Consider the following 26,194-nt stretch of genomic DNA (forward strand, 5'->3'; position numbering starts at 1 on the left):
CCGGAAAGTCAAGAAATCCCGGAATATTGCTGCCGGATGTGGTGAATAGAGGCGGCAAGGCTTCCAATGTGTTGTCGAACGCGCTCAGTTTCGCAACGCATGACCCATTCCGGACCTCTCGCGCATCTTTGCGGCCTAATTGAGATAATTGTCGAGCTTCATACCAGCGTTCAGGAAATGCACGGGGTCGACCGGCGAACCGTCGCGTCGCACTTCGTAATGAACATGCGGTCCCGTGGACCGTCCGGTGGAGCCTGCACGTCCGATCACCTCGCCGGGAGCCACAGTCTCTCCGGCTCTGACAAGGATGCGCGACATGTGGCCATAGCGCGTGGTGATGCCTTGGCCATGATCGATCTCGACCAGATTGCCATAGCCTGCTGAGGGACCGGCGACAACGACTTTGCCGGCGCCCGTACTCTTCACGTCGTCACCGGTCTCGGCTTGAAAATCGATGCCTGCATGCAGCGCGAGGCGTCCGACAAACGGGTCCATCCGGTTACCAAACCGGCTGGTGACGGAACGGCCGGGGGCCGGGTTTCCGAACGGCAGCTCGCGCGCCACGTCGCGGACGCTTTCGAGCCGGTTGAGCGCGGAATCGAGATCATCGAGCGATGTGTCGAACGTGTCCGAGAACAGCTGAGGCTGGACGTAGGGGCCACCAATACCCGGGTCCGGTTCGGTCGGAGGAGCGGCCGCGACCTGCACGCCCGTACGCCGGAGGATGGACGTGATGGCGTCTGCCGTCTGCGATGCGCCAGTGGTGAGATCGGCGATCTTGACGATCTGGCGCTTCTCGATGTCCTTCAAGGACAGAGTCACCTTGGAAAAGATGCGGTCGGCTCGATCCGCGAGATTTTCGCGAAGCGGGGTGTAGGCCAATGGATTGGCGACGCCGAGATCCGCCGGAGCGGAATGGTTCGACAACAGGCCTTCGATCGCGTCCAGCCCATGACTGACGGATGCCTGCTTGTCCTTGCCTTCTGCCTGATAGGCTGAAGCTGGTGACGACGAGGTGCCGGCGGACGGGACGATGCCCAATTCTTCCGCGCGGTCTAGAAGCGAGCCAAGCTTGCCGTGCCGCGAAAAGAGGGCGTTTTGCTGTTCAAGCAGTTTCTCGACCTTTTGCTCCACGACCTGCTGATCGAGCAACTGGCGGGATGTGATGCGGTCGAGCTGGGCGCGCAGGGCAGAGATCCGGTCTTCGTAATCATGCTGCATGCGCGCCTGGCGCGCCATCGTTGCGCCGATCAGATCGTCGCGGATCACGAGATAGCTGGTGGCGCCGAGATATCCGATCGCCAACGCGCCGACGACGCAGGCGGAGACTGCCGCCATCCAGGGGCGGATCGTCATGTGGCGGATCTTTTCGCCGCTTGCGAGAATGAGAACGTGCTCGGGAGCACGATTTCCAAAAACGCGGCTTTGAGTTCCGTTTGCCACCTTCTGCTCCTGAAGATGCGCATGAGACGAGTCGTGCGCGGTGATCCTTCCTCCGCACTAGACCGCTTTATAGTTAACAAACCGTTGTTTTCCGTGCCGCAGAGCAGGAGGCGTGACACCTCCCTGTCGCATCAACATGCGACAGGGAGGTGTCTGGCTTACAGGGCCTGTACGGCTTTCAGCACCTCTTCGGCGTGACCGGCAACCTTTACCTTCGGCCAGACATTTGCGATCCGGCCATGGGCATCGATCAGGAACGTGGTGCGGTCGATTCCCATGTACTTGCGCCCGTACATGCTCTTTTCCTTCCAGACGCTGTAGAGGTTTGCGACGGCGGTATCCTCGTCCGATCCGAGGATCACTGCGAGCGCATGTTTCTCGACGAACTTGTCGTGCTTCTTCACCGTGTCCGGGGACACGCCGATGACGGCGGCGCCGGCTTTTTCGAACTCGGGGAGGAGGGCGGTGAACGCCAGCGCTTCGGTTGTGCAGCCGCTGGTATCGTCCTTTGGATAGAAGTAGAGAACGACCGGCTTGCCGGCGAACGTCTGCAGCGAGACGGTACCACCGCCGTCGCGGGGAATATCGAACTGTGGGGCGATGTCGCCAATGGCCAATTCAGACATGAATTTCCTTTCTTTCGCCGGGATCTTGAGCAATTGTCGGCCCATCGGTAGTCTATTGGTGCCCGTTGCGTCTAGTCAGGCTGCAGCGGGTCTTGAGAAGGTAATGTCAGCCTGATGGCGGAAATTCGCGGCGAAAAGGTCAGCTTCAACCGCAAGGATATGGTTCCGCTGCACGAACTTCCCTCTGCACAGGCGGAAGATCCCATCATCGTACACTGCCCACCGCGCCGATCGCGCATGCGCCGCGTGGGCAAGACCTTTTTGCTGTTTACGATGCTGATTCTGGCTGCTGCCGGAACTGCGATTGTCGCCATCGAGAGCGGCGTCGTCGACGGCGCGCTGACGGCGCGGGCCCAGTCGGCCCTCAACAACGCGATCGGGCCCCGTTATGTCGCTTCGGTCGGTTCGACGGCGATCCGGTTTGATTCGGTGATGCGGATCGCGATCGAGGCGCGCGACGTGGATATCGTCGAGCAAGCGAGCGGTCAGCGGCTGAGCCGTGCCGAAGCGCTGCGGATGGCGATCGATCCGATGAAGCTTCTCGGTGGTCGCGTTTCCATCAACAACATTTCCGCGCAAGGCATTCGGCTGGAGACGGCGCAGTTGCCGGCAGGCGACCCTATGGCGCTGTCGCAGGTTCGCGTCGATGCGATGCCGAAGCTGCTTGAGCAGGCGTTCCAGCGCCTTGATGAAGTGCGCGGCCTGATCGAGCGTACCGGCACCGCATTCGTCCGGATTGCCGGCATCGAAATCGTGCTGCCGTCTGCCCCTGGCCAGAAGCCGCTGATGTTCGTCGTCAACGAGCTCAATATGCAGCGCAACATCGAGGGCGAGCTCGATATCAGGGGGATCGTCAGCCTTAACGACCGCCAGGCAACGCTGGTGGCAGGATCCCAGACTATCGAAGGCGTGACGACCGGACTTTCCGCAAAGCTCATGGGGCTGGACGTGACGTCCTTCCTGTTGCATCGGGATGCAGCCGGGATGCCGCGCGAAGGGCTGGACAGTGCCGTCGATCTTGAACTTGCTGCCACCCGTTCGCGCGAGACCACTGTTCCGGTCATCACCGCAAAGCTCAAGCAGTCGCCCGGACGGTTCTATTTCGACAGTATCGAGCAGCCCTTCAGCGGCGCGGATATCGACGTCGCCTATGATTTCAACAAGGACGCGATCGAAATCCAGAGATCGGAAGCGCGTTTTGGCCCGACTGTCCTTCCGTTCACCGGCGCGGTCGTCGATCTCAACAGGGTCGATCCGGCAGACCACCGGCCGGGGTTCGGCCTCGATCTCCTTGTCAGCGGAGGAACAGCAGCCGGCGCGTCGAACGCCGAAGAACCGGCACAGTTCGATCTGAAAGCCGTCGGACGCTATCTCTCGGCCGATCGCGAGTTGCAGTTCGACGAGATGGCGATGTCCAGTCCGCTTGGGCGGATGGCCGCTGCGCTGAAAGTGCGCTTCGGCACGCAGTCTCCGGAAATCAGCTTCGGCGGTCAGTTGCCACAGATGCAGGTGACTGCAATCAAGCAGCTCTGGCCCTTCTGGATGGCCCGCAAGGCACGCGACTGGGTGATGGGAAACATGTTCGGGGGAACGCTGAGCAACGGCTCCATCGCCGTCTTCATTCCGGCAGGACGGATGAAGGGACCGGGCGTTCCGCTCGATCTCAACCGCAACGAACTGCAGATCAGTTTCGACCTTGCCGACGGGCGCGTCAACCTGCCCGCCGATATCCCGCCGCTTCGCGACATCTACGGCCGTTTCGACCTGAAGGGCGAAGCGATGCAGGTCGACATCACGCAGGCGGGTTCGTTTTTTCCGTCGGGGCGCGCGGTCAAGGTTGAGGGAGGGCGTTTCTCGATCCCATCGACCTACGCGAAGCCGCTGATGGCCGATATCGCGCTGAAACTGAGCGGGCCGGCGGATGCCATCGCGGAACTCACGAGTTTCAAGCCCATCAACGGCCTTAAAAACACAGAGTTCAAGCCATCGGATTTTTCCGGCACTGCCAAGGTGGATGTGAAGGCGCAGTTTGGTCTGGTCAATGACCAGAATCCGCCGAAGCCGGTCTGGAATGCGCATGCGGACCTGCGCGACGTTGCGCTGGCGACGCCGGTGTCCGGTCGCAAGATTTCCAATATCGACGGCACGCTCGATATCGATCCGCAGGCCGCCAGACTGAGCGCGAAGGCTGCGATCGACGAGGTGCCTGCAGACGTCACCCTCGTGCAGCCGATCGACAGCGCGTCGACTGTCAAGCGTGAACAGGTCATCAAGGCAGTTCTCAGCGACAGCCAGAGGGACAAACTGGTGCCCGGTCTCTCGGAGATCGTCCAGGGCACGATCAGCGTGGAACTGACCAGGCTCGATGATACCAGGCAAGGCGTCAGCCTCGATCTGACGCGCTCTGCGCTCTCGATCCCGGGCATCGGCTGGACGAAGGGCAACGGCGTCGGTGCCAAGGCGCAGTTCGAGATTGCCGGGGAGGGCCTCCAGCGGACAGAGCTCAAGAACTTTGAACTGGTGGGCGACGGGTTTGGCGCGCAGGGCAATATCGTCCTCACCAATGGTAGCCTCGCGTCGGCGGAGTTTTCGAGCGCCCGCCTGTCGCCGTCCGATAATTTCAGCGTTGCGGTGAAGCAGTCGAAGGGTGTCTTCGATGTGTCGATCGGCGGATCCTCTGCCGATATAAGGCCTATCATCACCAAACTTCGCTCGGCTACGCCGGGCACAAGTGGGTCGGGTTCCTCTGCCAAGAGCAGCGGTGGCGCGACGATCCGTGCCAAGCTCGATCGTATGGTGGGCTTCAACGACGAGGCCTTGTCGAACGTCACTCTGTTGTTTGCGATACGCGATGGCGACATTGCCTCGGCCGACCTTTCCGCCGTAACGGAAAGCGGGCAGGCCGTTGTCAGCGACATAACGAAGGGCAACACGATCTCGATGACCAGCGGCGACGCCGGCGCCGTCGTGCGGTTTGCCAATATCTACAACAACATGCGGGGCGGACTTCTCAATTTGCGGCTGCGATCGCAAGGGTCCGACTGGGCCGGCAATGTCGACATCCGAAGCTTCGCTTTGGTAGACGAGCAGCGCCTGCAATCGCTGGTGTCGACCCCTGTGGGCCGGGATGGGGAAAGCCTCAGCAAGGCGGTCAAGAAGGAAATCGATCTCAATGCCGCGCGCTTCCAGCGCGGTTTTGCCTCGCTCGTCTACCGAAACGGTGCGCTCTCTGTTGCCAACGGCATCGTTCGTGGCGAGCAGATCGGCGCGACATTTCAGGGCATGCTGCGCGACGCCCGCGGCAGCATGGACATGACCGGCACCTTCATGCCGGCCTATGGAATCAACCGGCTTTTCGGTGAACTGCCGCTGATCGGTGCCATCCTCGGCAACGGACGAGACCGCGGACTGATCGGCATCACCTTCAAGCTCGAAGGCGTCTTCGACAAGCCGAAGCTAACGATAAATCCGCTGTCGATCATCGCACCCGGCGTGTTCCGACAGATCTTCGAGTTCCAATAAAAAAAAGGCCTCGCGAACGAGGCCTTTTCATTGTTCTGCAGACCGCTGGCACTCAGGCCGGGCGGACGAGGATATGCTTCTTCTTGCCGAGCGACAGCTTGATCACGCCGTCGGCCGTGACGTCGCCGGTGCCGATGACAGCGCGTTCGTCCGAGACCGCCGTATCGTTGATGCGCACGGCACCACCCTGAATATGCCTGCGAGCTTCGCCGTTGGAGGCTGCAAGGCCTGCCTTGACGATCAGTGCCAGGAGGCCAAGACCAGCCTCCAGTTCCGACGATGCGACATCGATCGACGGCAGGTTGTTGGCGAGCGCACCTTCCTCGAACGTCTTGCGGGCGGTTTCAGCCGCTTGTTCGGCATTGTCGCGGCCGTGCAGCATGGCGGTGACTTCCGTCGCGAGGATCTTCTTGACCTCGTTGATTTCCGAACCGGCAAGTGCTGAGAGGCGGGCAATCTCGTCCATCGGCAGCGTGGTGTAGAGCTTCAGGAAGCGCGAGACGTCCGCGTCCTCGGTGTTGCGCCAGTACTGCCAGAAGTCATAGGCCGACAGCATGTCCGGGTTGAGCCATACCGCACCGTTCATGGACTTGCCCATCTTCGCACCGGACGACGTCGTCAGAAGCGGCGAGGTGAGGGCGTAGAGCTGCGGCGTCCCCATGCGGTGACCAAGGTCGATCCCGTTGACGATATTGCCCCACTGGTCGGAGCCGCCCATCTGCAGGCGGCAGCCGTAACGCTGGTTGAGCTCCACGAAATCGTAGGCCTGCAGGATCATGTAGTTGAATTCGAGGAAGGACAGCGACTGCTCGCGATCCAGGCGCGTCTTGACGCTGTCGAAGGACAGCATGCGGTTGACCGAGAAATGACGGCCAACATCGCGCAGGAATTCGAGGTAGTTGAGATCGCGCAGCCAGTCGCCGTTATTGATCATCAGCGCATCCTTCTGACCTTCGCCGTAGCTCAGGTAGTTGGAAAAGACGCGCTTGATGGAAGCTATATTGCTTTCGATCGTGTCGATCGTCATCAACTGGCGCGCGTCATCCTTGAAGGATGGATCGCCGACCATGCCGGTGCCGCCGCCCATCAGGGAGATCGGCCGGTGGCCGGTCTGCTGCATCCAGTGCAGCATCATGATCTGGATGAGACCGCCCGCATGGAGGCTTGGTGCCGTCGGGTCAAAGCCAATATAGGCCGTCACGGTTTCCTTGGCGAACAGTTCGTCGAGACCCGATTCGTCGGAAATCTGGTGAATGAAGCCACGCTCATTGAGCGTGTGGAGGAAATCGGACTTGAACCTGGACATCTTACTTCTCTGTGGATGCGTTTTTTGTCTTAAGAGCCGGCGTCTAGCACTGTTTTGGTGGTTTATCACTCCAAAAATGCAGCGAAATGCGCTTGCACTTATCTGTGACACGCCGTCATGGTTCATTAATCTTTTGTTTTCTGCCAAGCCACTAAGGTGAAGGCAGGACTGCGGCATTCCTTATTTTCTAAATGCATTGTTGGGTTGATGAACGGGGCAGTTTTTTTCCTGGGGGTGAATTTCGTCGTCGCGATATGTTTCTGTATCGTGTTTGCGGTTGTTTCCACCCGCAGTCGGTCGCGCGTTGCCGCGCTTTGGTTCGGGGCCGGTTTCGGCGTCGCTTCACTGGCCGCTGTTTGCGAGATTGCCGTCGCCTATCTGCCCTTTCCGCGTCCCTGGGCGATCGGAGCTTTTGCAACCGTTCTCGGTGGCATGATTTTCCTGCTGTTCGGTATTGGCAGTCTCTATGACGTTCGCATCAACCGTCGACTTGCCGGATTGATGTTCGCCGTGAGCTCCTTCGGAAACGTCTTCGTCTATGATCTGCGGCCCGGCACGCCGCTTCACGCATTTTCCTACCAGACTCCATTTGCCCTGGTTATCCTCGCAAGCGCCGGCGTGGTTCTGCAGGCTTTGTTGCGCTCGAACCGGCAACTGCTGATCGACAAGGTCGTGTGCGCGCTTCTTGCGGTCACAGGGGTACACTTCATCGCGAAGGCCGTACTTGCGATTGCCGTTGGTGCCGGGTCCGTCGCGACAGATTATATCCGCACCGACTATGCGCTGATCTCCCAGAGCCTGACGGCTGTTCTGATGGTCGCGGTCGGCCTGACACTGCTGTCGGTGCTGGTCCTCGAAATCATGGCGGATGAACGCAGTGTGTCGGAAAGCGACGCTCTATCGGGCCTTGCGAACCGGCGCGGCTTCGAGCGCCGGGTGAGATCCGCAATCGCGACGTTTCCAAAAGGACCGCATGCGGTGGTTTTATGCGACCTCGACAGGTTCAAGACCATCAATGACACCTATGGGCATCATGCCGGGGATATGGTGATCCAGAGTTTTGGGACCTTGCTTTCCTCCTGCGCGCCAAAAGAAGCAATCGTCGGCCGGATGGGCGGCGAAGAGTTCTCCGTGTTCCTTCCCAACACGCCGATGGATGTGGCGCTGATGGTGGCTCAGGCTCTGAGGGGCGGCACGATGGCGATGTCGGTGGCGGGTCTGCCACCCACCTCAAGGATCACGGCGAGTTTCGGCGTCGCCAATCTCACCAGCCCCGACGCGCTCGACGAAATGTTCCGGCAGGCGGATGTGGCGCTCTATGCCGCGAAGCGGGCCGGCCGTAACCGGGTTCATGAAGCGACGTCAGACGATGGGCGTCCGCGTGCGGCACATGTGCGACCGGTCAACTGAAGAAACAAAAATGGCCGCAAACGCGGCCATTTTTGTTTCTTCGATGCAGAGTCGTCTTAGCGGATGCGCTTGGCAGCCGGCTCGGGGACGAGTTCGCCATTGAGGCGGCGATCGAGGTAATCCTCGCATTCGCCCATCAGCGTCTCGGTCTGGCCGTTGAAGAAGTGGTTCGCGCCCTCGATGATCTTGTGCGTGATAAGGATGCCCTTCTGGGTCTTCAGCTTCTCGACGAGGCCGTTGACGTCCTTTTCAGGCGCAACCCTATCAGCGTCGCCGTTGATGATCAGGCCGGACGAGGGGCAGGGGGCGAGGAACGAGAAGTCGTAGATGTTCGGCTGCGGCGCAACGGAGATGAAGCCTTCGATTTCCGGGCGGCGCATCAAAAGCTGCATGCCGATCCAGGCGCCGAAGGAATAACCGCCGACCCAACAGCTTTTCGAATCCGGATGCAGGCTCTGGACCCAGTCGAGTGCCGAAGCTGCGTCGGATAGTTCGCCGGCGCCGTGGTCGAATTCGCCCTGGCTGCGTCCGATCGAACGGAAGTTGAAGCGGAGCGTCGTGAAACCGCGCTTCTGGAACATGTAGAAGAGCTGGTATACGATCTGGTTGTTCATCGTGCCGCCGAACTGCGGATGCGGATGCAGGATGATGGCGATCGGCGCGCTCTTTTCCTTGGAAGGCTGATAACGGCCCTCCAGGCGGCCTGCAGGGCCGTTGAAAATCACTTCGGGCATCGGTACTCCGGTCGGTCAAACGTGATCTGATACCAGACTGGGTTGCTATCCACGGTTCATCCGTCGAGTTTGACTTGACGAAGCCGCTCAGCTTTTCTAAAACCCAGTTTAGAACCATTCGAAATTGGGGCCGCCTTGGCAGCGCCCGATGCGATGTCTCTTAAGGCAAGCGTGGCCGGAATTTCAAGAAAAATGCGGCCTGCGGCAACCCTAGATGAGACCCAACGGTAATTAGGGACGGAATCTGATCAGGCAATGGCGTTGAACCGCACCTATCTCGACTGGAACGCGACCGCGCCTTTGAGCGCGCCGGCGCGTGCCGCGATGCTGGAGGCCCTTCAGCTTCCCGGCAACGCGTCGTCGGTGCATGGTGAGGGCCGGTTGGCGCGCGCGGCCGTCGACAAGGCGCGTCGCCAGGTTGCGGCCTTGGTCGGAGCAGATCCCGCGCATGTTACCTTTACCAGCGGTGCGACGGAGGCATCGAACCACGTTCTGACGCCGGACTACCGGATGGGCCGTTCGCCGGTCGCGATCGGTAGCCTCTACGTCTCGGCGATCGAGCATCCGGCAATCCGCGAAGGCGGCAGGTTCGATCCTGCCCAGGTGATCGAGATACCGGTGACAGCCACCGGCATCGTGGATCTCTCGGGGCTCGATAACCTGCTGGTGGCGCATGACCATTCTCTTGGCCTTCCGATGGTCGGGCTGATGCTGGTCAATAACGAGACGGGCGTGATCCAGCCGGTGGCGGAGGCTGCGGAGATCGTCCACAGGCACCGCGGCCTTCTGGTCGTCGATGCGGTGCAGGCCGTGGGTCGCATCCCGGTCGATATCATGAGGCTGGACGCAGACTTCATGGTGATCTCGTCGCACAAGATCGGCGGACCGAAGGGCGTCGGCGCCCTGATTTCGCGCGGCGAAGTTCTGATGCCGAAGCCGCTGATCCGGGGTGGCGGGCAGGAGAAGGGTCACCGTTCGGGGACCGAGAATTTTCACGCGATCGTCGGCTTCGGCGCGGCGGCTGCGGCGATGAGCGAAGACCTCGATGATCGCAATGCCGGTATCGGCGCTTTGCGGGATCGGCTTGAGGGCGAGATGCGCAAGGCTGCTGCCGATGTGATGATCCATGGCGCGGACGTTCCCCGCGTTGGCAATACCTGCTTCTTCACCCTGCCGGGGCTGAAAGCGGAAACGGGTCAGATCGCTTTCGATATCGAGGGGATCGCGCTTTCGGCCGGTTCGGCCTGCTCTTCGGGCAAGGTCGGCGAGAGCCATGTGCTGACGGCGATGGGCCGGGATCCACAGCTGGGTGCCCTGCGCATCTCGCTCGGTCCCGACACGACAGACGAAGACATTACGCGTGCGGTTGCGGCTTTTGCCAAAATCGCAGCCCGTCGCAAGGCCCAAGGCGTTGCGGCGTGACAGCGCTCAAATTTGTGCGAGCGCAACTTTCTACTTGCCTAAAGGTGTGAAAACCGCCTTTTGGCGCCTACATACGGGAGGAACAGAACCTCCCGGAGACATGACAGAATTGCCGGAATTTGAACCGGCAAGATTTGGAGAATGAACATGCCAGCTGTCCAGGAAACAATCGATCAGGTCCGTGGGATCGATATCGATCAGTACAAATACGGCTTCGAAACCATCATCGAAGTGGACAAGGCGCCCAAGGGCCTTTCGGAAGACATCATCCGCTTCATTTCAGACAAGAAGCAGGAGCCCGAATGGATGCTGGAATGGCGTCTCGACGCCTACAAGCGCTGGCTGACAATGGAAGAGCCGACCTGGGCGCGCGTCGATTATCCCAAGATCGACTTCAACGATCTCTATTACTATGCCGCGCCGAAGACCACGTCCGGTCCGAAGTCGCTCGAGGAAGTCGATCCCGAGCTGCTGCGCGTTTATGAAAAGCTTGGCATTCCGCTGCGCGAGCAGGAAATCCTTGCGGGCGTCGACAAGCCGCGGGTTGCCGTCGATGCTGTGTTCGATTCCGTGTCGGTTGTCACGACCTTCAAAAAGGAACTTCAGAAGGCCGGCGTGATCTTCATGTCGATCTCGGAAGCCATTCGCGAGCATCCGGACCTGATCAAGCAGTATCTCGGCACCGTCGTTTCGGCCACCGACAACTATTACGCCACGCTGAATGCTGCGGTGTTTACCGATGGCTCGTTCGTGTTCGTACCGAAGGGCGTTCGCTGCCCGATGGAACTGTCCACCTACTTCCGTATCAACGAGAAGAACACCGGCCAGTTCGAACGCACGCTGATCATCGCCGAAGAAGGCGCTTACGTGTCCTATCTCGAAGGCTGCACGGCGCCGCAGCGCGACGAGAACCAGCTGCATGCCGCAGTGGTCGAACTCGTTGCTCTCGACGATGCCGAGATCAAGTATTCGACCGTTCAGAACTGGTACCCGGGCGATGCCCAGGGCAAGGGCGGTATTTACAACTTCGTCACCAAGCGTGGCGATTGCCGCGGCCACCGTTCGAAGATTTCCTGGACCCAGGTCGAGACCGGTTCGGCGATCACCTGGAAATACCCGTCCTGCATCCTGCGTGGTGACGATAGCCGCGGCGAGTTCTACTCGATCGCCGTGTCGAACGGTCACCAGCAGATCGATAGCGGCACCAAGATGATCCACCTCGGCAAGAACACGTCGAGCCGTATCATCTCGAAGGGAATTTCGGCCGGCGTTTCGCAGAACACCTATCGCGGTCAGGTCTCCATCCACCGCAAGGCTGAAAACGCCCGCAACTTCACCAACTGCGATTCGCTTCTGATCGGCGACAAGTGCGGTGCGCATACCGTGCCGTACATCGACGTGAAGAACTCGTCGGGCCAGATCGAGCACGAAGCGACGACCTCGAAGATTTCCGACGACCAGAAGTTCTACGTCATGCAGCGCGGCATTCCCGAAGAAGAAGCGATCGCCCTGATCGTCAACGGCTTCGTCAAGGATGTCATCCAGCAGCTGCCAATGGAATTTGCGGTCGAAGCGCAGAAGCTGATCGGGATTTCGCTCGAAGGCTCCGTCGGCTGATCGGCCTGTCATTTGAATAGCGCGCCTGGCGCGTCACTAAAGAGTATCCGGAAAGATAGACCTATGCTTGAAATCAGAAACCTGCATGCCCGCATTGCCGAAGACGGCACCGAAATCATCCGTGGCCTGAACCTGACCGTGAAGGCTGGCGAAGTTGCTGCCATCATGGGGCCGAACGGTTCCGGCAAGTCGACGCTGTCCTACATCCTGTCCGGCCGTCCGGACTATGAAGTCACCGAGGGCGAAGTCCTTCTGAACGGTGAGAGCATTCTGGAGCTCGATCCGGCGGAGCGTGCCTCCAAGGGCATTTTCCTCGCCTTCCAGTATCCGGTCGAAATCCCGGGCGTCGCCACCATGCAGTTCCTCAAGGTGGCCATGAACGAGCAGCGCAAGGCGCGCGGCGAAGCCGAACTGACGACGCCGGACTTCATCCGTCGCGTCAAGGAAGCCGCTGCCGAGCTGAAGATCGACATGGACATGCTGAAGCGTCCGCTCAATGTCGGTTTTTCCGGCGGCGAGAAGAAGCGCGCGGAAATCCTCCAGATGGCGCTGCTCGAGCCTTTGCTCTGCGTGCTGGATGAGACCGATTCCGGCCTCGACATCGATGCGCTCAAGATCGTGGCAGATGGCGTCAATGCGCTGAAGTCGCCGGATCGTGCGACGATCGTCATTACCCACTATCAGCGCCTGCTCGATTATATCGTGCCGGATACGGTCCACGTTCTCTACAAGGGCCAGATCATCCGCACCGGTGACAAGGCGCTGGCGCTCGAACTCGAGGCCAATGGCTACGCGGACATCATCGGCAGAGCAGCCTGAGACGCGGGAAGGAATTTGGCATGAACATGCAAATGAATCAGCCCGTCCGGCTGACGGCCGCCGAAACGGCGCTCGTTGAGGCTTTTGCGGCCCAGGTCGGGGAATTGCCGGGCAACGGTGCCGTCACGGGAACCCGCGATCGTCTCCTCGACGATCTGAAGCGGTCCGGCCTGCCGACGCGACGCATCGAGTCCTGGCACTACACGGATCTGAAGAACCTGCTGCGCGCTGTGCCTGAGCGTGTCGTCGGCGGCGTTTCGGTTCAACCGGTCGCGCCGCTGGTCGAAGGGGCTAAGGTCCTGTCGATCGTTCAGGGCATCGCGGACAGCCGCGCGACGATCGATGGCGTCGAGCTTTCGGTCTTCAAGGACCAGCTCGCCGATGGTTCGGCTGTGGCTGGCCTTGCGGCTTTCGACAAGGACGACGCGATCGGCCGCATCAATGGCAGCTTCGTGCGTGACGGCTTTGCGCTTTCCGTACCGGCTGACGTTGCGGTCGAGCAACCCATCGAACTTCAGGCGGTTCACGGTGCCGGTCAGGTCCACACGCGGTTTCCGGCGGTGTTCGGAGCGCGTTCGAAGGCAACGATCATCGAGCGTCACTGCGCGGTGACTGAGGATGCGGCACTCGTATCGTCGATCAGCGACCTGACGCTGCAGGACGGCGCTGAGATCACCTGGATCATCCTCCAGACTCAAGGGGCTGACGACACCCATCTCGGTCAGATCCGCATATCGCTGGGTACCGATACCAAGCTGCGATTGTTCATCGTCAACGCCGGAGGCAAGCTGGTGCGCCAGGAGCTTCGCGTCGAGGTTCAGGGCGAGGGGTCGGAGTTCACGCTGCGTGCCGTCAACCTGCTCGGTGGCGATACCCATACGGACGTGACCATGGTTCTCGGCCATAACGTTCCGCATACGAGCTCCACGGAAATCATCCGCAACGTCCTGTTCGACAAGGCGAGCGGTGTGTTTCAGGGCATGATCAAGGTTGCCCCGGACGCGCAGAAGACCGATGCGAAGATGGCGTGCAACACGCTTCTGATGTCCGACGACGCCGATTTCTCGGTGAAGCCGGAGCTGGAAATCTTTGCCGACGACGTGATCTGCGGCCATGGCGCCACGGTTTCCGATATCGACCGCAACCATCTCTTCTACCTGATGGCGCGCGGCGTTCCGGAAAACAGGGCCCGTGCCATGCTGGTCAACGCCTTCGTGGCGGAGATCGTCGAGGAACTGGAAGAAGAAAAGCTCGTCGAGGCGCTGGAAGGCGTCATCTCCGACTGGCTCGAAAAGCACGCCTGATTTTAAAGGCGCGCGTCCGCAAATGAGGCATGACATGGACCAGATCACACCTGCGACAGCTTACGACGTCGAAGCGATCCGAAAGGATTTCCCGATCCTTTCGACCATGGTGCATGGCAACAAGCCGCTGGTCTATCTGGACAACGGGGCTTCTGCCCAGAAGCCGCAGGCCGTGATCGATGCGATCGCACATTCCTACTCGAACGAGTATGCCAATGTGCATCGCGGCCTTCACTACCTGTCCAATGCGGCAACGGATGCCTATGAGGCGGCGCGCGAGAAGGTGCGCCGTTTTCTGAACGCCGGTTCTGTGGACGAAATCATCTTCACCAGCAATTCGACGGCGGCGATCAACACCGTCGCCTATGGTTATGGAATGCCGCATATCGGTGAGGGCGACGAGATCGTCATCACCATCATGGAGCACCATTCCAACATCGTGCCATGGCACTTCATTCGCGAACGCCAGGGTGCGAAGATCGTCTGGATCCCGGTCGATGACGACGGTGCCTTTCATCTTGAGGATTTCGAAAAGGCGCTGACGGACAAGACCAAGCTGGTCGCCATCACACATATGTCGAATGCGCTCGGGACAGTCGTTCCGGTCAAGGACGTCTGCCGCATCGCCCACGAGCGCGGCATTCCCGTTCTCGTCGACGGCAGCCAGAGCGCCGTCCACATGCCGATCGATGTTCGCGATATCGACTGCGACTGGTTCGTGATGACCGGCCACAAGCTCTACGGTCCCTCGGGTATCGGCGTTCTCTACGGCAAGGCGGACCGTCTGAAAGAGATGCGGCCGTTCATGGGCGGTGGCGAAATGATCATCGACGTGGCCGAAGATTTTGTCACCTACAACGATCCGCCGCACCGGTTTGAGGCCGGGACACCGCCGATCGTTCAGGCGATCGGTCTCGGTCATGCGCTCGACTATATGAACAAGGTTGGTCGCGATGCGATTGCAAAGCACGAGGCGGATCTGACCGCCTATGCGACCCAGCGGCTGAGCGCGATCAATTCGCTGCGGATCATCGGCAACGCGCCGGGCAAGGGCGCCATCTTCTCGTTCGAGCTTGCCGGCATTCATGCGCACGACATCTCTATGGTGATCGACCGGCGCGGTGTGGCTGTGAGAGCCGGAACCCATTGCGCCATGCCGCTCTTGAAACGCTTCGGCGTTACCTCCACATGCCGTGCATCCTTCGGCATGTACAATACCCGGGCCGAAGTGGATGCGTTGGCAGATGCACTCGACTACGCCCGCGATTTCTTTTCCTGAAGGACTTTTGAAGGCCATGGACGACCAGATACCGAAATGGGATGCCCGCGAGGGGATCATCCAGTCCGCCATTCCCGAAGACGAGGTGGCGCGGCTTTCCGACGACATCGTCGCGGCTTTGAAAACCGTCTATGATCCGGAAATTCCGGCCGACATCTTCGAACTCGGATTGATCTACAAGGTCGATATCGAGGACGACCGGATGGTGAAGATCATGATGACGCTGACAGCGCCCGGTTGCCCGGTAGCCGGTGAAATGCCGGGCTGGGTGGAAAATGCCGTCGGCGCCGTCGAAGGCGTGTCCGGCGTCGAGGTCGAGATGACGTTCGATCCGCCGTGGACGCCGGAGCGGATGTCCGAAGAGGCGCAGGTTGCTGTCGGGTGGTATTGATCGGTTAAGGCACCGGTACTAAGTTGGAATCACGAGACGTCCTCTCGAAACACCAGGTCTAGAAACACCGGGCCTTGAACCCGGTCGTGGAAGGAAAGAATGCCATGGGCTTTGCTGTCATGACGATCACCGACGCTGCTGCACAGCGCGTCAACCAGATCACCTCGAACTCCGGTCCTGATGCGCTCGGTCTGCGCGTCGGTATCAAGAAGGGCGGTTGCGCCGGCATGGAGTACACGATCGATCTCGTGACTGTGCCGAATGCCAAGGACGACCTCATCGAGCGGGACGGCGCCAAGGTGTGGATCGAGCCTTCGGCCGTTCTTTACCTGCTCGGCACCCAGATGGATTTCGAGACCACCAAGATGCGATCCGGCTTCACCTTCGTCAACCCGAACCAGACTTCGGCCTGCGGTTGCGGCGAATCGGTCGAACTGAAGCCTGCCGATCTGGCGGCGCTTGCGCAGCAGCGCAACACGCAATCTCCGGCTGCCTGAGGCGGTAAATTCAGATGTTAAAGAGAAAGGGCCGCGAGGCCCTTTTTTATTGCGCTGTCTATTCGTGGCGCAAAGCCTCAATGGGGTTGAGCTGGGCTGCCCGTCGAGCCGGGAAGTAACCGAAGATCATGCCGATCGCTGCCGAAAAGGCGAAGGCCATAAGGATGATCGTCGGGCTGGCAACGAACGGCACCTGGAGGAAGCTCACGACGCCGTAGGCGAGCGCAAGCCCGGTGATGATGCCGGTCACGCCGCCGAAGATCGACAGCATCACGGCCTCCACGAGGAACTGCCTCAAGACTTGGCTTTCGAGTGCGCCGATAGCGAGCCGAATGCCGATTTCGCGGGTTCGCTCGGTGACCGAGACCAGCATGATGTTCATGATGCCGATACCGCCAACCAGCAGGCTGACGGCAGCGACGGCACCGAGAAGGCCTGTCAGCAGAACTGTCGTTCCCGTCATCGCAGCCGCAATCTGCGACATGTCGTTGACGGAGAAGTCGTCATCGCGTCCGATCGCGATGCGGCGCCGCTCACGCAGCAGGCCTTCGACATCCGATTGGACCTTGGCGGTCGAGACGCCGTCCTGGGCAGAGATAACGATGCTGGAAATCGTCGTCGTTCCGCCGATCCGGCGCTGGTGCAGTTTCAGCGGCATGATGACGGTATCGTCCTGGTCGTCGCCCATGCCGGACTGACCTTTGACCGCGAGAACGCCGACGACCGGGCAGGCGATGTTGCTGACCCGGATGAGCTGTCCGACCGGGTTGGCAGCACCGAACAGCTGCTTGCGGACGGTTTCGCCGATGATGCATGCAGCATGGCTGCCGCGATCCTCGTTCGGATTGAAATTGCGGCCGAGGGCCATATCCCAATCCTGCACGATGAAATAGTCGTTGGTGGTGCCGACCGCGCTCGACGAATGGTTGGCACCGCCGGCGATGACCGTGGCTGTCCCGCGATTGATGGGGGCGACGCCCCGCAGGCCGGAGATCTGTTCCTTGATCGCCAGCACATCCTTGTCGGAGAAGCGCTTGGCTTCCGTGCTCGCGCGTCCCGGTCCCCACTGACCGGGGCGGATGAACAGCGTGTTGGTGCCGAGGCGGGAGAGTTCGTCGCGGACCTTCGCAGTCGTACCATTGCCGATCGTCACCATCGCGATGACGGCGGCGACGCCGATCACGACGCCGAGGACCGTGAGGAAGGAGCGCAGCAGATTGCGGCTGATTGCCCGCCAGGCGAGCTTAGCGGCTTCCAGCAGCATGGCTTGCCCTTTCGAGATTGGGTTCGTCGGAGACGAGGTGACCATCGGTAAAGCGCAAGAGACGCGACCCGTAGGCTGCGATGTCTTCCTCATGGGTGACCATGATGACGGTAATGCCGTTGTCGCGGTTGAGCCGGGTGATCAGATCCATGATCTCCATGCTGGTCTTGGTGTCGAGATTGCCGGTCGGCTCGTCGGCGAGAAGCACGGCCGGATCGGTGACAATGGCTCTGGCGATCGCGACGCGCTGCTGCTGACCACCTGACAGTTCCTGGGTGGTATGGCCTTCGCGTCCGGCGAGGCCGACCTGCGCCAGTGCTGCGGTTGCGCGCTCACGTCGCTCCTTATGGGCCATGCCGCGATAGACGAGCGGCAGTTCCACATTCTCGACGGCCGATGTGCGGGCGAGAAGATTGAACCCCTGGAACACGAAGCCCAGCATGTGACGTCTGAGAAGTGTCCGCTGCTCGCGGCTGAAATCTGATGTCGGCACGCCCTGAAACAGAAACTCGCCGGATGAGGGGATATCGAGCCCGCCGATGATGTTCATCGCCGTCGATTTACCCGATCCGGACGGACCCATGATCGACACGAATTCGCCAGCGGATATGGCAAGGTCGATCTGGTCCAGCGCCCGGATCGTCGCTTCGCCGAGCCCGTAGAATTTCGAGACCTTGTCGAATGCGATGAGGGGCGCAGGCGTGACGGCGAGGTCCATCACTGCGCCCTTGCCACGGCGTCCGTCACCAGTTCGTCGCCGTCGCGGATTTCGCCGGATTTCAGAACCGTGAACTGGCCATCGGTCGGCCCGGTTTCGACAGGCACGCGCTGGGCTTCACCGTTGCGAAGTACCCAGACAGCGCGCGTGTTGTTTGCTGCCTGTTCGCCCCGATTGCGATTGCGCGCGGGGCGCGGCGGCGAGAACAGCCGGGAGAGGACGTTGCCGCGCTGCCGTGCGGTGGCGGCCGGCGAGTAGCGAAGCGCTGCGTTCGGGACAAGCAGCGCATCCTTGACCGACTGGACGGTGATGTCTGACGTGGCGGTCATGCCCGGCCGCAGCAGGAGATCGGCGTTGTCGACGGTCAGGATCGCCTTGTAGGTCACTACATTGGACACAGTCTCGGATGCGAACCGGACGGTCTCGATGGTGGCTGGAAAGCTCCGCTCCGGATAGGCGTCGACCGAGAAGCGAGCAGGCTGGCCGTCCTTGACCTGACCGACATCCGCCTCGTCGACGGAGACCTGGAGTTCCATGCGCTTGAGGTCGCCGGCGATTGTGAAGAGGACCGGTGCATTGAGCGACGAGGCGACCGTTGCACCGGGATCGACTTCGCGGGTCAGCACGATCCCGTCGATCGGAGATACGATCGTCAGTTTGCCGAGGTTAACCTCGGCGAGCCTCAGGCTTGCTTCGGCAGACAGAATCGCGGCCTGATTGATGTCCTTCGTCGCAACCGCCAATTCGTAGGCATAGCGCGCCGCATCCAGATCCTGCTGGCTGGAAATGCGATTGGCGACGAGTGCCGTCAGGCGGTCGAATGAAATCTTCGCGGAAGCCGCTTCTGCCTCGGCCTTCAGGACGTTGGCCTTCGCAGACGCAAGTTGCGCGCGCGCGCTCTGCACATCCGCTTCCTGCTTGCTGGTATCCAGTTCAAGCAGCACATCGCCAGCCTTGACCGCGCTGTTATAGGTCACGTTGACTTTTCGGACCGTGCCGGAAAGCTCGCTCGATATGTCCACCTGATCGGTCGGCTGGACGGAACCGGTTGCAGTGACAACTACCGCAAGGTCTCCGCGCTTTGCGGCCTGCGTCGTGTAATCGTATCGAGGGCCGCTGCTGCCGAAATAGGAGTAAGCCAGCAGGGCTGCGGCGGCGATGAGGATGAGGAGAGGCCAGACAAACCAACGTCCACGCTTTTTCCGCTTGCCCGAAGACGCAAGGATCGCGGCGAGATCGGGCGCATCCTGTTTACGGCTGGCTGGGGGAGTGGACTGGACGTTCAATGGCTATCCTCGATGCGGTGGAAATAGCGCGAGCCGTTCCGGTCTAGCGAGGGATCGCGTCGAAACCGCGGCTTTGCAACTCTGGAACGAGGCATTCGCATGAAAGCAGCCGGTGGCCAACTTAAATGTCGGTAATGTATCGGAGGCACTGCATCGAACTTCTCGGTTGTGCGTTATGGCTGAACACACAAAGGAGAACTCAGATGATCGATGTCGCCCTTATCAAGGAACATGCGGAAGTGATCGGTGCGGACGGCGTCCACATCGGAACGGTCGACCGCGTTGAAGGAAACCGTATCAAGCTGACCAAGAAGGATAGCGGTGAGGGGAGCCATAGAGGCCATCACCATTTCATTTCGCTTGAACTCGTTGCCGATGTCGAAGGCGACAAGGTCCGTCTCTCTGCAGATGGTGACGTCGCAGTAACGTTCGAAGAAGAAGACGGCGGCAAGCCGGTCCACTAAAGCAATTCAGCATGCAAAAAGGCCGGCGTTTCTGACGCCGGCCTTTTTTGTTTACGCATCAAAAATTTTAACGGGTTGGATGGGGAACCCCGAAGCGCTCGGGAAGAAAAGCCGTTTCAGTCGCGGCGCCACTCAAGCGAGCGGATTTCTCGTGCGCAACAGGCGTGCTTGGAATGCCAACAAGAATTACAAAGACGGCACCAACAGCAGCTGAACAACACACCAGCAGAATATTACGCATGGTCATGCTTGCACTTCCTCTCGTGATGCGATCGCTTGAGATCGCGATGATGTAAGCTGGTCCTTTTTCTCTTTGGGATGATCCTAGTTGGCAGCCGACAACTGGGTCGGAGACGCGAGTATTTCCGTATCGCCAAGCGAGTGATCAGAATACTTGAACACCAGAATACTGAGGACCGAACCGATAAGAGCGACGAAGACTATTCTCATGCTGAGACTCCTTTGCCCTCAGAACGGCGGTCCTGAAGTAAGGTTCCGTAAACCAATTCGTGATAGCCGCCGATTTAAGAACTTTGCGGATTGTTGATTGACAAATGGTTTGGCCCGGCACGTCCTTGGACGAGAGCGGGGCACTTGTGCCGGAGCGATCTGTCTGCCGCGCGGCTTTATTGAACTTTAAACCCGTTACGGGTAATAGGTGTGATCCCTGCATCAGGATTGCGCATTATGGCCGAAACCGCTTCGGGATCCCCACGGCAAGCCTCCAAAGATCCGATGAGCGAAGCCATTGCGCGGAGCAGAACCGGTCTCGTTGCGGTCGCGGTCGCGAGCGGACTGGTCAACGTGCTCTATCTCACCAGCTCATTCTTCATGCTGCAGGTCTATGATCGCGTCATCCCAAGCCGCAGCATCCCGTCGCTGATCGCGCTCAGCTTGCTGGCATTGATGCTGTATCTATTTCAAGGCGCATTCGAGCTTACCCGCAGCCGCATGCTGACAAGGATTGCCGGCATCATCGATGATACGATGGGGTCGCGGGTTTTCAAGATGATGCTCAAGGCGCCGGTCAAGACGAAGGCGTCGATCGACGGTCTTTCGATCATGAAGGATTTCGACCAGGTCCGTTCGTTTGTCTCGAGCGCGGGGCCGCCGGCCTTTTTCGACCTGCCGTGGCTGCCGTTCTATGTCGCCATCTGTTTTCTGTTTCATCCGGTCATCGGCTATATGGCAGTCGGTGGGGCGCTCATCCTGATGGTGCTCACCTACCTCACCAACCGCAGCACGCAGGTTTCCGCCAAGAAAGTGCACGAACTGACCGGCCAGCGCAGCGCCTTTCTTTCGGCGGCACAACGCAATGCCGAAGTCATTGAGGCCATGGGCATGGCAAACGACTTCTCACGGCAATGGACTGCGACAAACGCCAACTATCGCAGCAGCTATCAGACCAATTCCGATACCTCGAACGGATACCTGTCCGTTACCAAGATTTTTCGCATAGCGCTGCAATCGGCAGTCCTTGCCGTCGGCGCGGTGCTCGTCATCGAAAACCAGGCATCCGGCGGCATCATCATCGCGTCGTCCATCCTTACCTCCCGCGCGCTCGCCCCGGTCGAGCAGGCGATTGCAAACTGGCGCGGCTTCGTTTCGGCCCAGCAGGCCTGGAAACGGTTGCGGCATATGCTCAATGCTCTGCCGGAGGCCGATATGCCTCTGTCGCTGCCCGCACCGAAGCAAAGTCTGGCGGTGGAGAGCCTTTCGAGCGGCCCGGCCGGGCTGCAGAAACTGGTGATTTCCAATGTATCGTTTACGCTTCAGGCCGGCAGCGCTCTCGGCGTGATCGGACCGAGTGCATCCGGCAAATCATCGCTCGTGCGGGCTCTGACGGCCGTCTGGCCGATCTATCGCGGCAGTGTCAGGCTGGATGGCGCAGCGCTCGACCAGTGGAGCGACGAGGACCGTGGTCGCCATCTCGGATATCTTCCGCAGGAGATCGAACTTTTTGCGGGCAGCGTTTCGGACAACATTGCGCGGTTTCGTGAAAACCCTGATGCGGCCGATGTCATTGAGGCGGCAAAGGCTGCAGGCGTCCACGACCTCATCCTGCGCCTGCCGAACGGCTATGATACCGATATTGGCTTGAGCGGTTCCATGCTTTCGGCCGGTCAACGCCAACGCATCGGGCTTGCGCGTGCGTTGTTCGGCAAGCCGTTTCTGGTTGTTCTGGACGAGCCCAATTCCAATCTCGATTCGGAAGGCGAGGTCGCGCTGACGGACGCGATCATCGGCATCCGCAAACGCGGGGGCATCGTGATCGTGGTTGCGCACCGCCCGAGTGCGCTCGCGGCGGTGGATTTCGTGCTGATGATGAAGGACGGTGGTCTTGCGGCCTTTGGTCCCAAGGACGAGGTGCTCTCGAAGGTGCTTCGGCGCGAGAACCAGCCGAACGAGAGAAGTTCGCCGCTCAAGGTCGTCGGGGAAAGCCCGGAACAGATAAGGCAATAGGTCTCAAGATGACAACAGCCGAGCGTTCGCTGAAGCGCCATATCCTGCTCGTATCGACGTTGAGCGTGTTGCTTGTCGGCGGCATCGGCGGCTGGGCACTCAGCACGACATTGTCGAATGCGGTGGTGGCCGAAGGCAGTGTCGTGATCGAGGACAATGCCAAGAAGGTGCAGCACCTGACCGGCGGTATTGTCTCCGAGCTGCTCGTCAAGGAAGGCGCGCATGTCAAAGCGGGGGACGTCCTGCTGCGGCTGGATGGCACGTCGCTCAAATCCAATCTCGGCATTACCAACAGCACGCTGGCACAGCTTTACGCGCGGCGCGCGCGGTTGCAGGCGGAACGCCGCGGTGAGGAGAACTTCACGGTCAAGGAAGCCGAGGCCGCGGGTATCAATTCCCAGACGAACCGCATCCTGATCGAAGGCGAACAGCAGTTCTTCCTCAGCCGTCGCGCCTCGCTCGAGGGTATGAAGAAGCAGCTCGCCGAGCGGAAGAGCCAGTTGGCCGAAGAAATTGAGGGCGCCACGCTGCAGATCAAGTCGATCGACGATTCGATCGTGCTGATCGATGAGGAACACACGGCTATCAGCTCGCTCTACGAAAAGCAGCTCGTGACGATGCAGCGTGTCAACACGCTGAAGCGCCAGCGCGCCGAGCTTGACGGCAATCGCGGACGGATGATCGCGACGCGGGCGCAGGCGCATGGCCGCATCAACGAGATCAACCTGCAGATCCTGCAGCTCGACGAAGACAGGCAGACGGAAAACGCGCGTGACCTGACCGATGTCGAGGCAAAGATCGCCGAATCAGAAGAACGCCGTATCGCCATACAGGACCAGCTCGACCGTCTCGACGTTCGCGCACCGCTTGACGGTTACATTTATCAGCTGGCGCTGCACACGGTGGGCGGCGTTGCCAATCCGGGCGAGGCGCTGATGCTGCTGTCGCCGGAGACGCGCAGCCTGACGGTCGAGGCGAAGGTCGCTTTGCGCAGCATCGACCAATTGAGCGTGGGACAAAGTGTCGACATCCGCTTCAGCGCTTTCGACCAGAAGACTACGCCTGAAGTCCAGGGCAAGATTTCGTCGATCTCGCCCGATTCGGTTGTCGATCAGCGTAGCGGCGCTGCCTCCTATATCGTGCGGATTGCGCCTGATGCAGGCGATATCGCGCGGTTACAGGGCCTGTCGCTCTATCCAGGAATGCCCGCGGAGGTGTTTATCAAGGTCGCCGACCGGTCGGTCATCTCCTATCTGACCAAGCCGATGATGGATCAGATCAACCACACGTTCCGTGACGAGTGAGCGGAAAGCGACCAATAGGCAGCTATTGGTCTCAGGCGCTGACGAGAACGCCGGCTTCCTCGGCAGCAGCGACGAAGGCCGCACGGGCGTCTTCCGGCTTGCGTTTTCCACCATCCACTTCGGCGCACACGATCAGCGCACGGTCGATCAGCGGACCGTCTTCGACAGGCCAGTCCTCGATCATCGCCCAGGCCGCAGCCTGGGTCGTTTCGACTGTCGTTTCGACAGGCGGCTCGCCAATCAGGACGACGACAGGTTTTGACCAAGGGTTGTTCATCATCGGGGGAATTTCACATTATTGGATGCGGGTGGAAGACCGGGGAACATCAAACGTCCATCTTCGCCAGCGTCAAGTTTCACCAAAATATCTGGATAAATGGTGAGAGTGCAGGGTGTTCGAACCCTCGACCTACTGATTAAAGGTCGGTCGCCTTACCATTTTCCTGAACTTAGTCGACGACGCCACCCCCGTCAATCCGGGAAGGATGTCTGTTAAATAATTGATTTGGTTCATCCTTAGGAGACAGACGCTCTACTTTCCGTGCCGCTGCCAACCATCCGCGGCAGTCATATTCACGTCAAGGAAGCTTAACCGGGAGTTTTCAGATTGCCGGTTCGACCTCGTGTGTGGCGTCCATCGGGACCAAGCCCGTGCAGGAGGCGATCGAGTTTAGCCAGTCCGGAAATTGTGGGTTCATCGACGATTACAGTGAATAGGTAACCTGCAATGATCGAGACTGAGATTGCCAAGACTGCAAGCGTCATCAATTCCAGGGGGCCTTCGTGACCGAACTGGAGATAACCAATCGCCCCGAGGCTGTATAGGAGAGGAACGTGAACCAGGTAGAGGCCAAACGAGATCCTCCCGAGAAACATAAGCGGGCGGATTGAAAGAAAGCGGCTTATCGGGACGCTGGCGATGGCGCAATAAACCATCCCGACAGCTGCGAGCGTATGCCAGAATTTGTGCGGCTCGCCCAAAGCGAATGTCATGGGCAAGCTGAGCCCAATCCGATCTCCGAACCCCTTTGTCCAGCTTCCGACGACAATAGCGAATAGGAAGATTGCAAGAGAGCCCGATCCGGTGAGCCGTCCGGCTGCGTGACACTCACGCAGGAGAGCGCCAGCCATGAAAGCTGAATACTCGGGCCGACCCAAGGCGCAGGCCGCTACCGCGAGCAGAATGAGCAGCGTAATTCTCGCTTTACCGGAAACGAAAGCAGAGATCGCTATGATCGCAACCGATCCGAGCAGTTCGATCTTCATCGTCCACAGAACGTTGTTGAGCAGTGATGAACCTTCGACGAAGACATACAGTCCGCCCTCTAGCGCGGCGTTGAAGAGGTTCGGGAGTCTGTCATGGGCTAAAACGAACGTCATCCAAGGGTGGGTGAGAGCCGCCTGGACGTCTGGTAGCGTGCCTGCCGTAAGCGTCAACAAGGACCAGGCAATGACGGCACTGGCCGCACTCGGCAACGCTAGTCGAAAGTAACGCCGCGCGACGGTGATACTCAGCTTTCTTTTCCGTGACGCCGAAGCGGACGCAACGACGAACCCGGAGAGCACAAAGAACACCGCTACGGCAAAGCCGCCGTTGTAAAAGATACCGAGAGGAGTGTCGGATATCCAGTAAGGCGCAACGCTCTGCTCCGATATCAATCTGGGTTGAAAGGCGCTGAAAAAATGAAACAGCGTCACCGACAAGCAAGCGAAGCCTCTCAACCCATCGAGGCTTCTGAAACGAGGCTGTGGCATCTCTGACCCCGACATGACAACGCTATTGCCTGCTCAATCTCTCGCCCAATCCTTACAGTATATATCAGAGTATGTTCAGAAATAACAAATAGCAACTATAGTCATCTTTATTTTATAGTGCACAGTTTACGATTTAAATTTTATATATTATGACTACCCCTAGGTTTGTGGTTTAATATTACGGGTCTTTTGGAGCTTGGGGAGTTATTTATGCGTCGAGTAGTGGCGAAATTTATGATGGCTCCCGCAGCGTTGCTGCATGCTATGGTGGCTTCGCTCACCTTCGGAGTTATTACCTACAGCTATACTGGGCGATGGATCACTGCAGTCGGCTTTGCGATCGCATGCCACGCTCTCATTCAGGTAGGTTACTTCTTGGGCATGGTGTACTTGGTCTTGAGGAAGCGCTAGCTCGACCCGAGTGACGGCGTTATTCCATCATGCCGAGCCGCATGCCAGCAGCACGCTCAAGACATGGATCCGCGGGCTTGGCAGAGGACCCTCGTCACATCTCTTCCTCAGTATTCGGGAGGGTGAATACTCGTAAGATCGAGGTGTGACGGGAGGTCG

General features: G+C 59.6%; 23 protein-coding genes. 12 read left to right on the plus strand and 11 right to left on the minus strand.

Annotated features, from left to right (window positions below):
• Positions 1–135: 135 nt before the first annotated feature.
• A complete protein-coding gene (locus ACQY1J_RS11850) occupies positions 136–1,443 on the minus strand; it encodes a M23 family metallopeptidase (protein ID WP_430251570.1) in 1,308 nt (435 codons plus the stop codon).
• A 158-nt stretch (positions 1,444–1,601) separates the two neighbouring features.
• Positions 1,602–2,069 (minus strand): thioredoxin-dependent thiol peroxidase, encoded by a 468-nt coding sequence (gene bcp, locus ACQY1J_RS11855; RefSeq protein ID WP_092660865.1) that lies wholly within the window; start codon positions 2,067–2,069, stop codon positions 1,602–1,604.
• Positions 2,070–2,183: 114 nt separating this feature from the next.
• On the opposite strand from bcp, the gene ACQY1J_RS11860 reads away from it, so the two are divergent.
• On the plus strand, positions 2,184–5,591 hold the full coding sequence (locus ACQY1J_RS11860; RefSeq protein ID WP_430251572.1) for a DUF3971 domain-containing protein: 3,408 nt from the start codon (positions 2,184–2,186) through the stop codon (positions 5,589–5,591).
• A gap of 52 nt (positions 5,592–5,643) precedes the next feature.
• Here ACQY1J_RS11860 and tyrS read toward each other — a convergent pair whose 3' ends face one another.
• Complete coding sequence (tyrS, locus tag ACQY1J_RS11865) at positions 5,644–6,897, minus strand: tyrosine--tRNA ligase (RefSeq protein WP_430251573.1); 1,254 nt, start codon at positions 6,895–6,897, stop codon at positions 5,644–5,646.
• Positions 6,898–7,104: 207 nt separating this feature from the next.
• Here tyrS and ACQY1J_RS11870 point away from each other — a divergent pair, with 207 nt between their 5' ends.
• Positions 7,105–8,307 (plus strand): GGDEF domain-containing protein, encoded by a 1,203-nt coding sequence (locus ACQY1J_RS11870; protein ID WP_062580804.1) that lies wholly within the window; start codon positions 7,105–7,107, stop codon positions 8,305–8,307.
• Between the two features lie 56 nt (positions 8,308–8,363).
• Here the strand turns inward: ACQY1J_RS11870 and ACQY1J_RS11875 are convergent, their stop codons facing one another.
• Positions 8,364–9,041 carry an alpha/beta hydrolase gene (locus ACQY1J_RS11875; RefSeq protein ID WP_062456717.1) on the minus strand — a complete coding sequence of 226 codons (678 nt, stop codon included), beginning with the start codon at positions 9,039–9,041 and terminating at the stop codon, positions 8,364–8,366.
• Positions 9,042–9,296: 255 nt separating this feature from the next.
• On the opposite strand from ACQY1J_RS11875, the gene ACQY1J_RS11880 reads away from it, so the two are divergent.
• The 7 genes from ACQY1J_RS11880 to sufA all read left to right on the plus strand — a co-directional run bounded on the left by ACQY1J_RS11880 (position 9,297) and on the right by sufA (position 16,370).
• Complete coding sequence (locus tag ACQY1J_RS11880; RefSeq protein ID WP_430251575.1) at positions 9,297–10,463, plus strand: cysteine desulfurase family protein; 1,167 nt, start codon at positions 9,297–9,299, stop codon at positions 10,461–10,463.
• Positions 10,464–10,610: 147 nt separating this feature from the next.
• On the plus strand, positions 10,611–12,080 hold the full coding sequence (sufB, locus tag ACQY1J_RS11885) for a Fe-S cluster assembly protein SufB (protein ID WP_184653217.1): 1,470 nt from the start codon (positions 10,611–10,613) through the stop codon (positions 12,078–12,080).
• 63 nt (positions 12,081–12,143) lie between these two features.
• Complete coding sequence (sufC, locus tag ACQY1J_RS11890; protein WP_430251577.1) at positions 12,144–12,899, plus strand: Fe-S cluster assembly ATPase SufC; 756 nt, start codon at positions 12,144–12,146, stop codon at positions 12,897–12,899.
• A 26-nt stretch (positions 12,900–12,925) separates the two neighbouring features.
• Positions 12,926–14,203 carry a Fe-S cluster assembly protein SufD gene (sufD, locus tag ACQY1J_RS11895; RefSeq protein WP_430251932.1) on the plus strand — a complete coding sequence of 426 codons (1,278 nt, stop codon included), beginning with the start codon at positions 12,926–12,928 and terminating at the stop codon, positions 14,201–14,203.
• Positions 14,204–14,237: 34 nt separating this feature from the next.
• Positions 14,238–15,482 (plus strand): cysteine desulfurase, encoded by a 1,245-nt coding sequence (locus tag ACQY1J_RS11900; protein WP_430251579.1) that lies wholly within the window; start codon positions 14,238–14,240, stop codon positions 15,480–15,482.
• 16 nt (positions 15,483–15,498) lie between these two features.
• On the plus strand, positions 15,499–15,873 hold the full coding sequence (locus ACQY1J_RS11905; protein ID WP_062456735.1) for an SUF system Fe-S cluster assembly protein: 375 nt from the start codon (positions 15,499–15,501) through the stop codon (positions 15,871–15,873).
• A gap of 104 nt (positions 15,874–15,977) precedes the next feature.
• Positions 15,978–16,370, plus strand: coding sequence for a Fe-S cluster assembly scaffold SufA (gene sufA / locus ACQY1J_RS11910; RefSeq protein ID WP_113110544.1), 393 nt, complete (start codon positions 15,978–15,980; stop codon positions 16,368–16,370).
• Positions 16,371–16,428: 58 nt separating this feature from the next.
• Here sufA and ACQY1J_RS11915 read toward each other — a convergent pair whose 3' ends face one another.
• From ACQY1J_RS11915 to ACQY1J_RS11925, 3 genes are read right to left on the minus strand one after another with little or no spacing between them, the layout of a single operon-like run.
• Positions 16,429–17,634 carry an ABC transporter permease gene (locus ACQY1J_RS11915; protein ID WP_430251581.1) on the minus strand — a complete coding sequence of 402 codons (1,206 nt, stop codon included), beginning with the start codon at positions 17,632–17,634 and terminating at the stop codon, positions 16,429–16,431.
• Positions 17,615–18,352, minus strand: coding sequence for an ABC transporter ATP-binding protein (locus tag ACQY1J_RS11920; RefSeq protein ID WP_430251583.1), 738 nt, complete (start codon positions 18,350–18,352; stop codon positions 17,615–17,617). The genes ACQY1J_RS11915 and ACQY1J_RS11920 overlap by 20 nt, the downstream gene beginning before the upstream one ends.
• The gene (locus ACQY1J_RS11925; RefSeq protein ID WP_430251585.1) at positions 18,352–19,638 is read right to left on the minus strand and encodes an efflux RND transporter periplasmic adaptor subunit; all 1,287 of its coding nucleotides are present in this window, start codon (positions 19,636–19,638) and stop codon (positions 18,352–18,354) included. The genes ACQY1J_RS11920 and ACQY1J_RS11925 overlap by 1 nt, the downstream gene beginning before the upstream one ends.
• Before the next feature lie 203 nt (positions 19,639–19,841).
• On the opposite strand from ACQY1J_RS11925, the gene ACQY1J_RS11930 reads away from it, so the two are divergent.
• On the plus strand, positions 19,842–20,102 hold the full coding sequence (locus tag ACQY1J_RS11930; RefSeq protein WP_430251587.1) for a DUF2171 domain-containing protein: 261 nt from the start codon (positions 19,842–19,844) through the stop codon (positions 20,100–20,102).
• Positions 20,103–20,169: 67 nt separating this feature from the next.
• Here the strand turns inward: ACQY1J_RS11930 and ACQY1J_RS11935 are convergent, their stop codons facing one another.
• Positions 20,170–20,349 carry a hypothetical protein gene (locus tag ACQY1J_RS11935; protein ID WP_174196627.1) on the minus strand — a complete coding sequence of 60 codons (180 nt, stop codon included), beginning with the start codon at positions 20,347–20,349 and terminating at the stop codon, positions 20,170–20,172.
• Positions 20,350–20,426: 77 nt separating this feature from the next.
• The gene (locus tag ACQY1J_RS11940) at positions 20,427–20,552 is read right to left on the minus strand and encodes a hypothetical protein (RefSeq protein WP_256413796.1); all 126 of its coding nucleotides are present in this window, start codon (positions 20,550–20,552) and stop codon (positions 20,427–20,429) included.
• Between the two features lie 285 nt (positions 20,553–20,837).
• Here ACQY1J_RS11940 and ACQY1J_RS11945 point away from each other — a divergent pair, with 285 nt between their 5' ends.
• Complete coding sequence (locus tag ACQY1J_RS11945; protein WP_244508774.1) at positions 20,838–22,565, plus strand: type I secretion system permease/ATPase; 1,728 nt, start codon at positions 20,838–20,840, stop codon at positions 22,563–22,565.
• A gap of 8 nt (positions 22,566–22,573) precedes the next feature.
• Positions 22,574–23,869, plus strand: a complete 1,296-nt coding sequence (locus ACQY1J_RS11950; RefSeq protein WP_062580782.1) for an HlyD family type I secretion periplasmic adaptor subunit — start codon at positions 22,574–22,576, stop codon at positions 23,867–23,869.
• A gap of 31 nt (positions 23,870–23,900) precedes the next feature.
• On the opposite strand, the gene ACQY1J_RS11955 is transcribed toward ACQY1J_RS11950, so the two are convergent.
• The gene (locus tag ACQY1J_RS11955) at positions 23,901–24,146 is read right to left on the minus strand and encodes a DUF982 domain-containing protein (RefSeq protein ID WP_062458038.1); all 246 of its coding nucleotides are present in this window, start codon (positions 24,144–24,146) and stop codon (positions 23,901–23,903) included.
• A 311-nt stretch (positions 24,147–24,457) separates the two neighbouring features.
• Positions 24,458–25,639 carry an acyltransferase family protein gene (locus tag ACQY1J_RS11960; RefSeq protein WP_430251589.1) on the minus strand — a complete coding sequence of 394 codons (1,182 nt, stop codon included), beginning with the start codon at positions 25,637–25,639 and terminating at the stop codon, positions 24,458–24,460.
• Between the last annotated feature and the right edge of the window lie 555 nt (positions 25,640–26,194).

Source organism: Neorhizobium sp. DAR64860/K0K1 (genome assembly GCF_050500205.1).
Lineage (GTDB): Bacteria > Pseudomonadota > Alphaproteobacteria > Rhizobiales > Rhizobiaceae > Neorhizobium > Neorhizobium soli.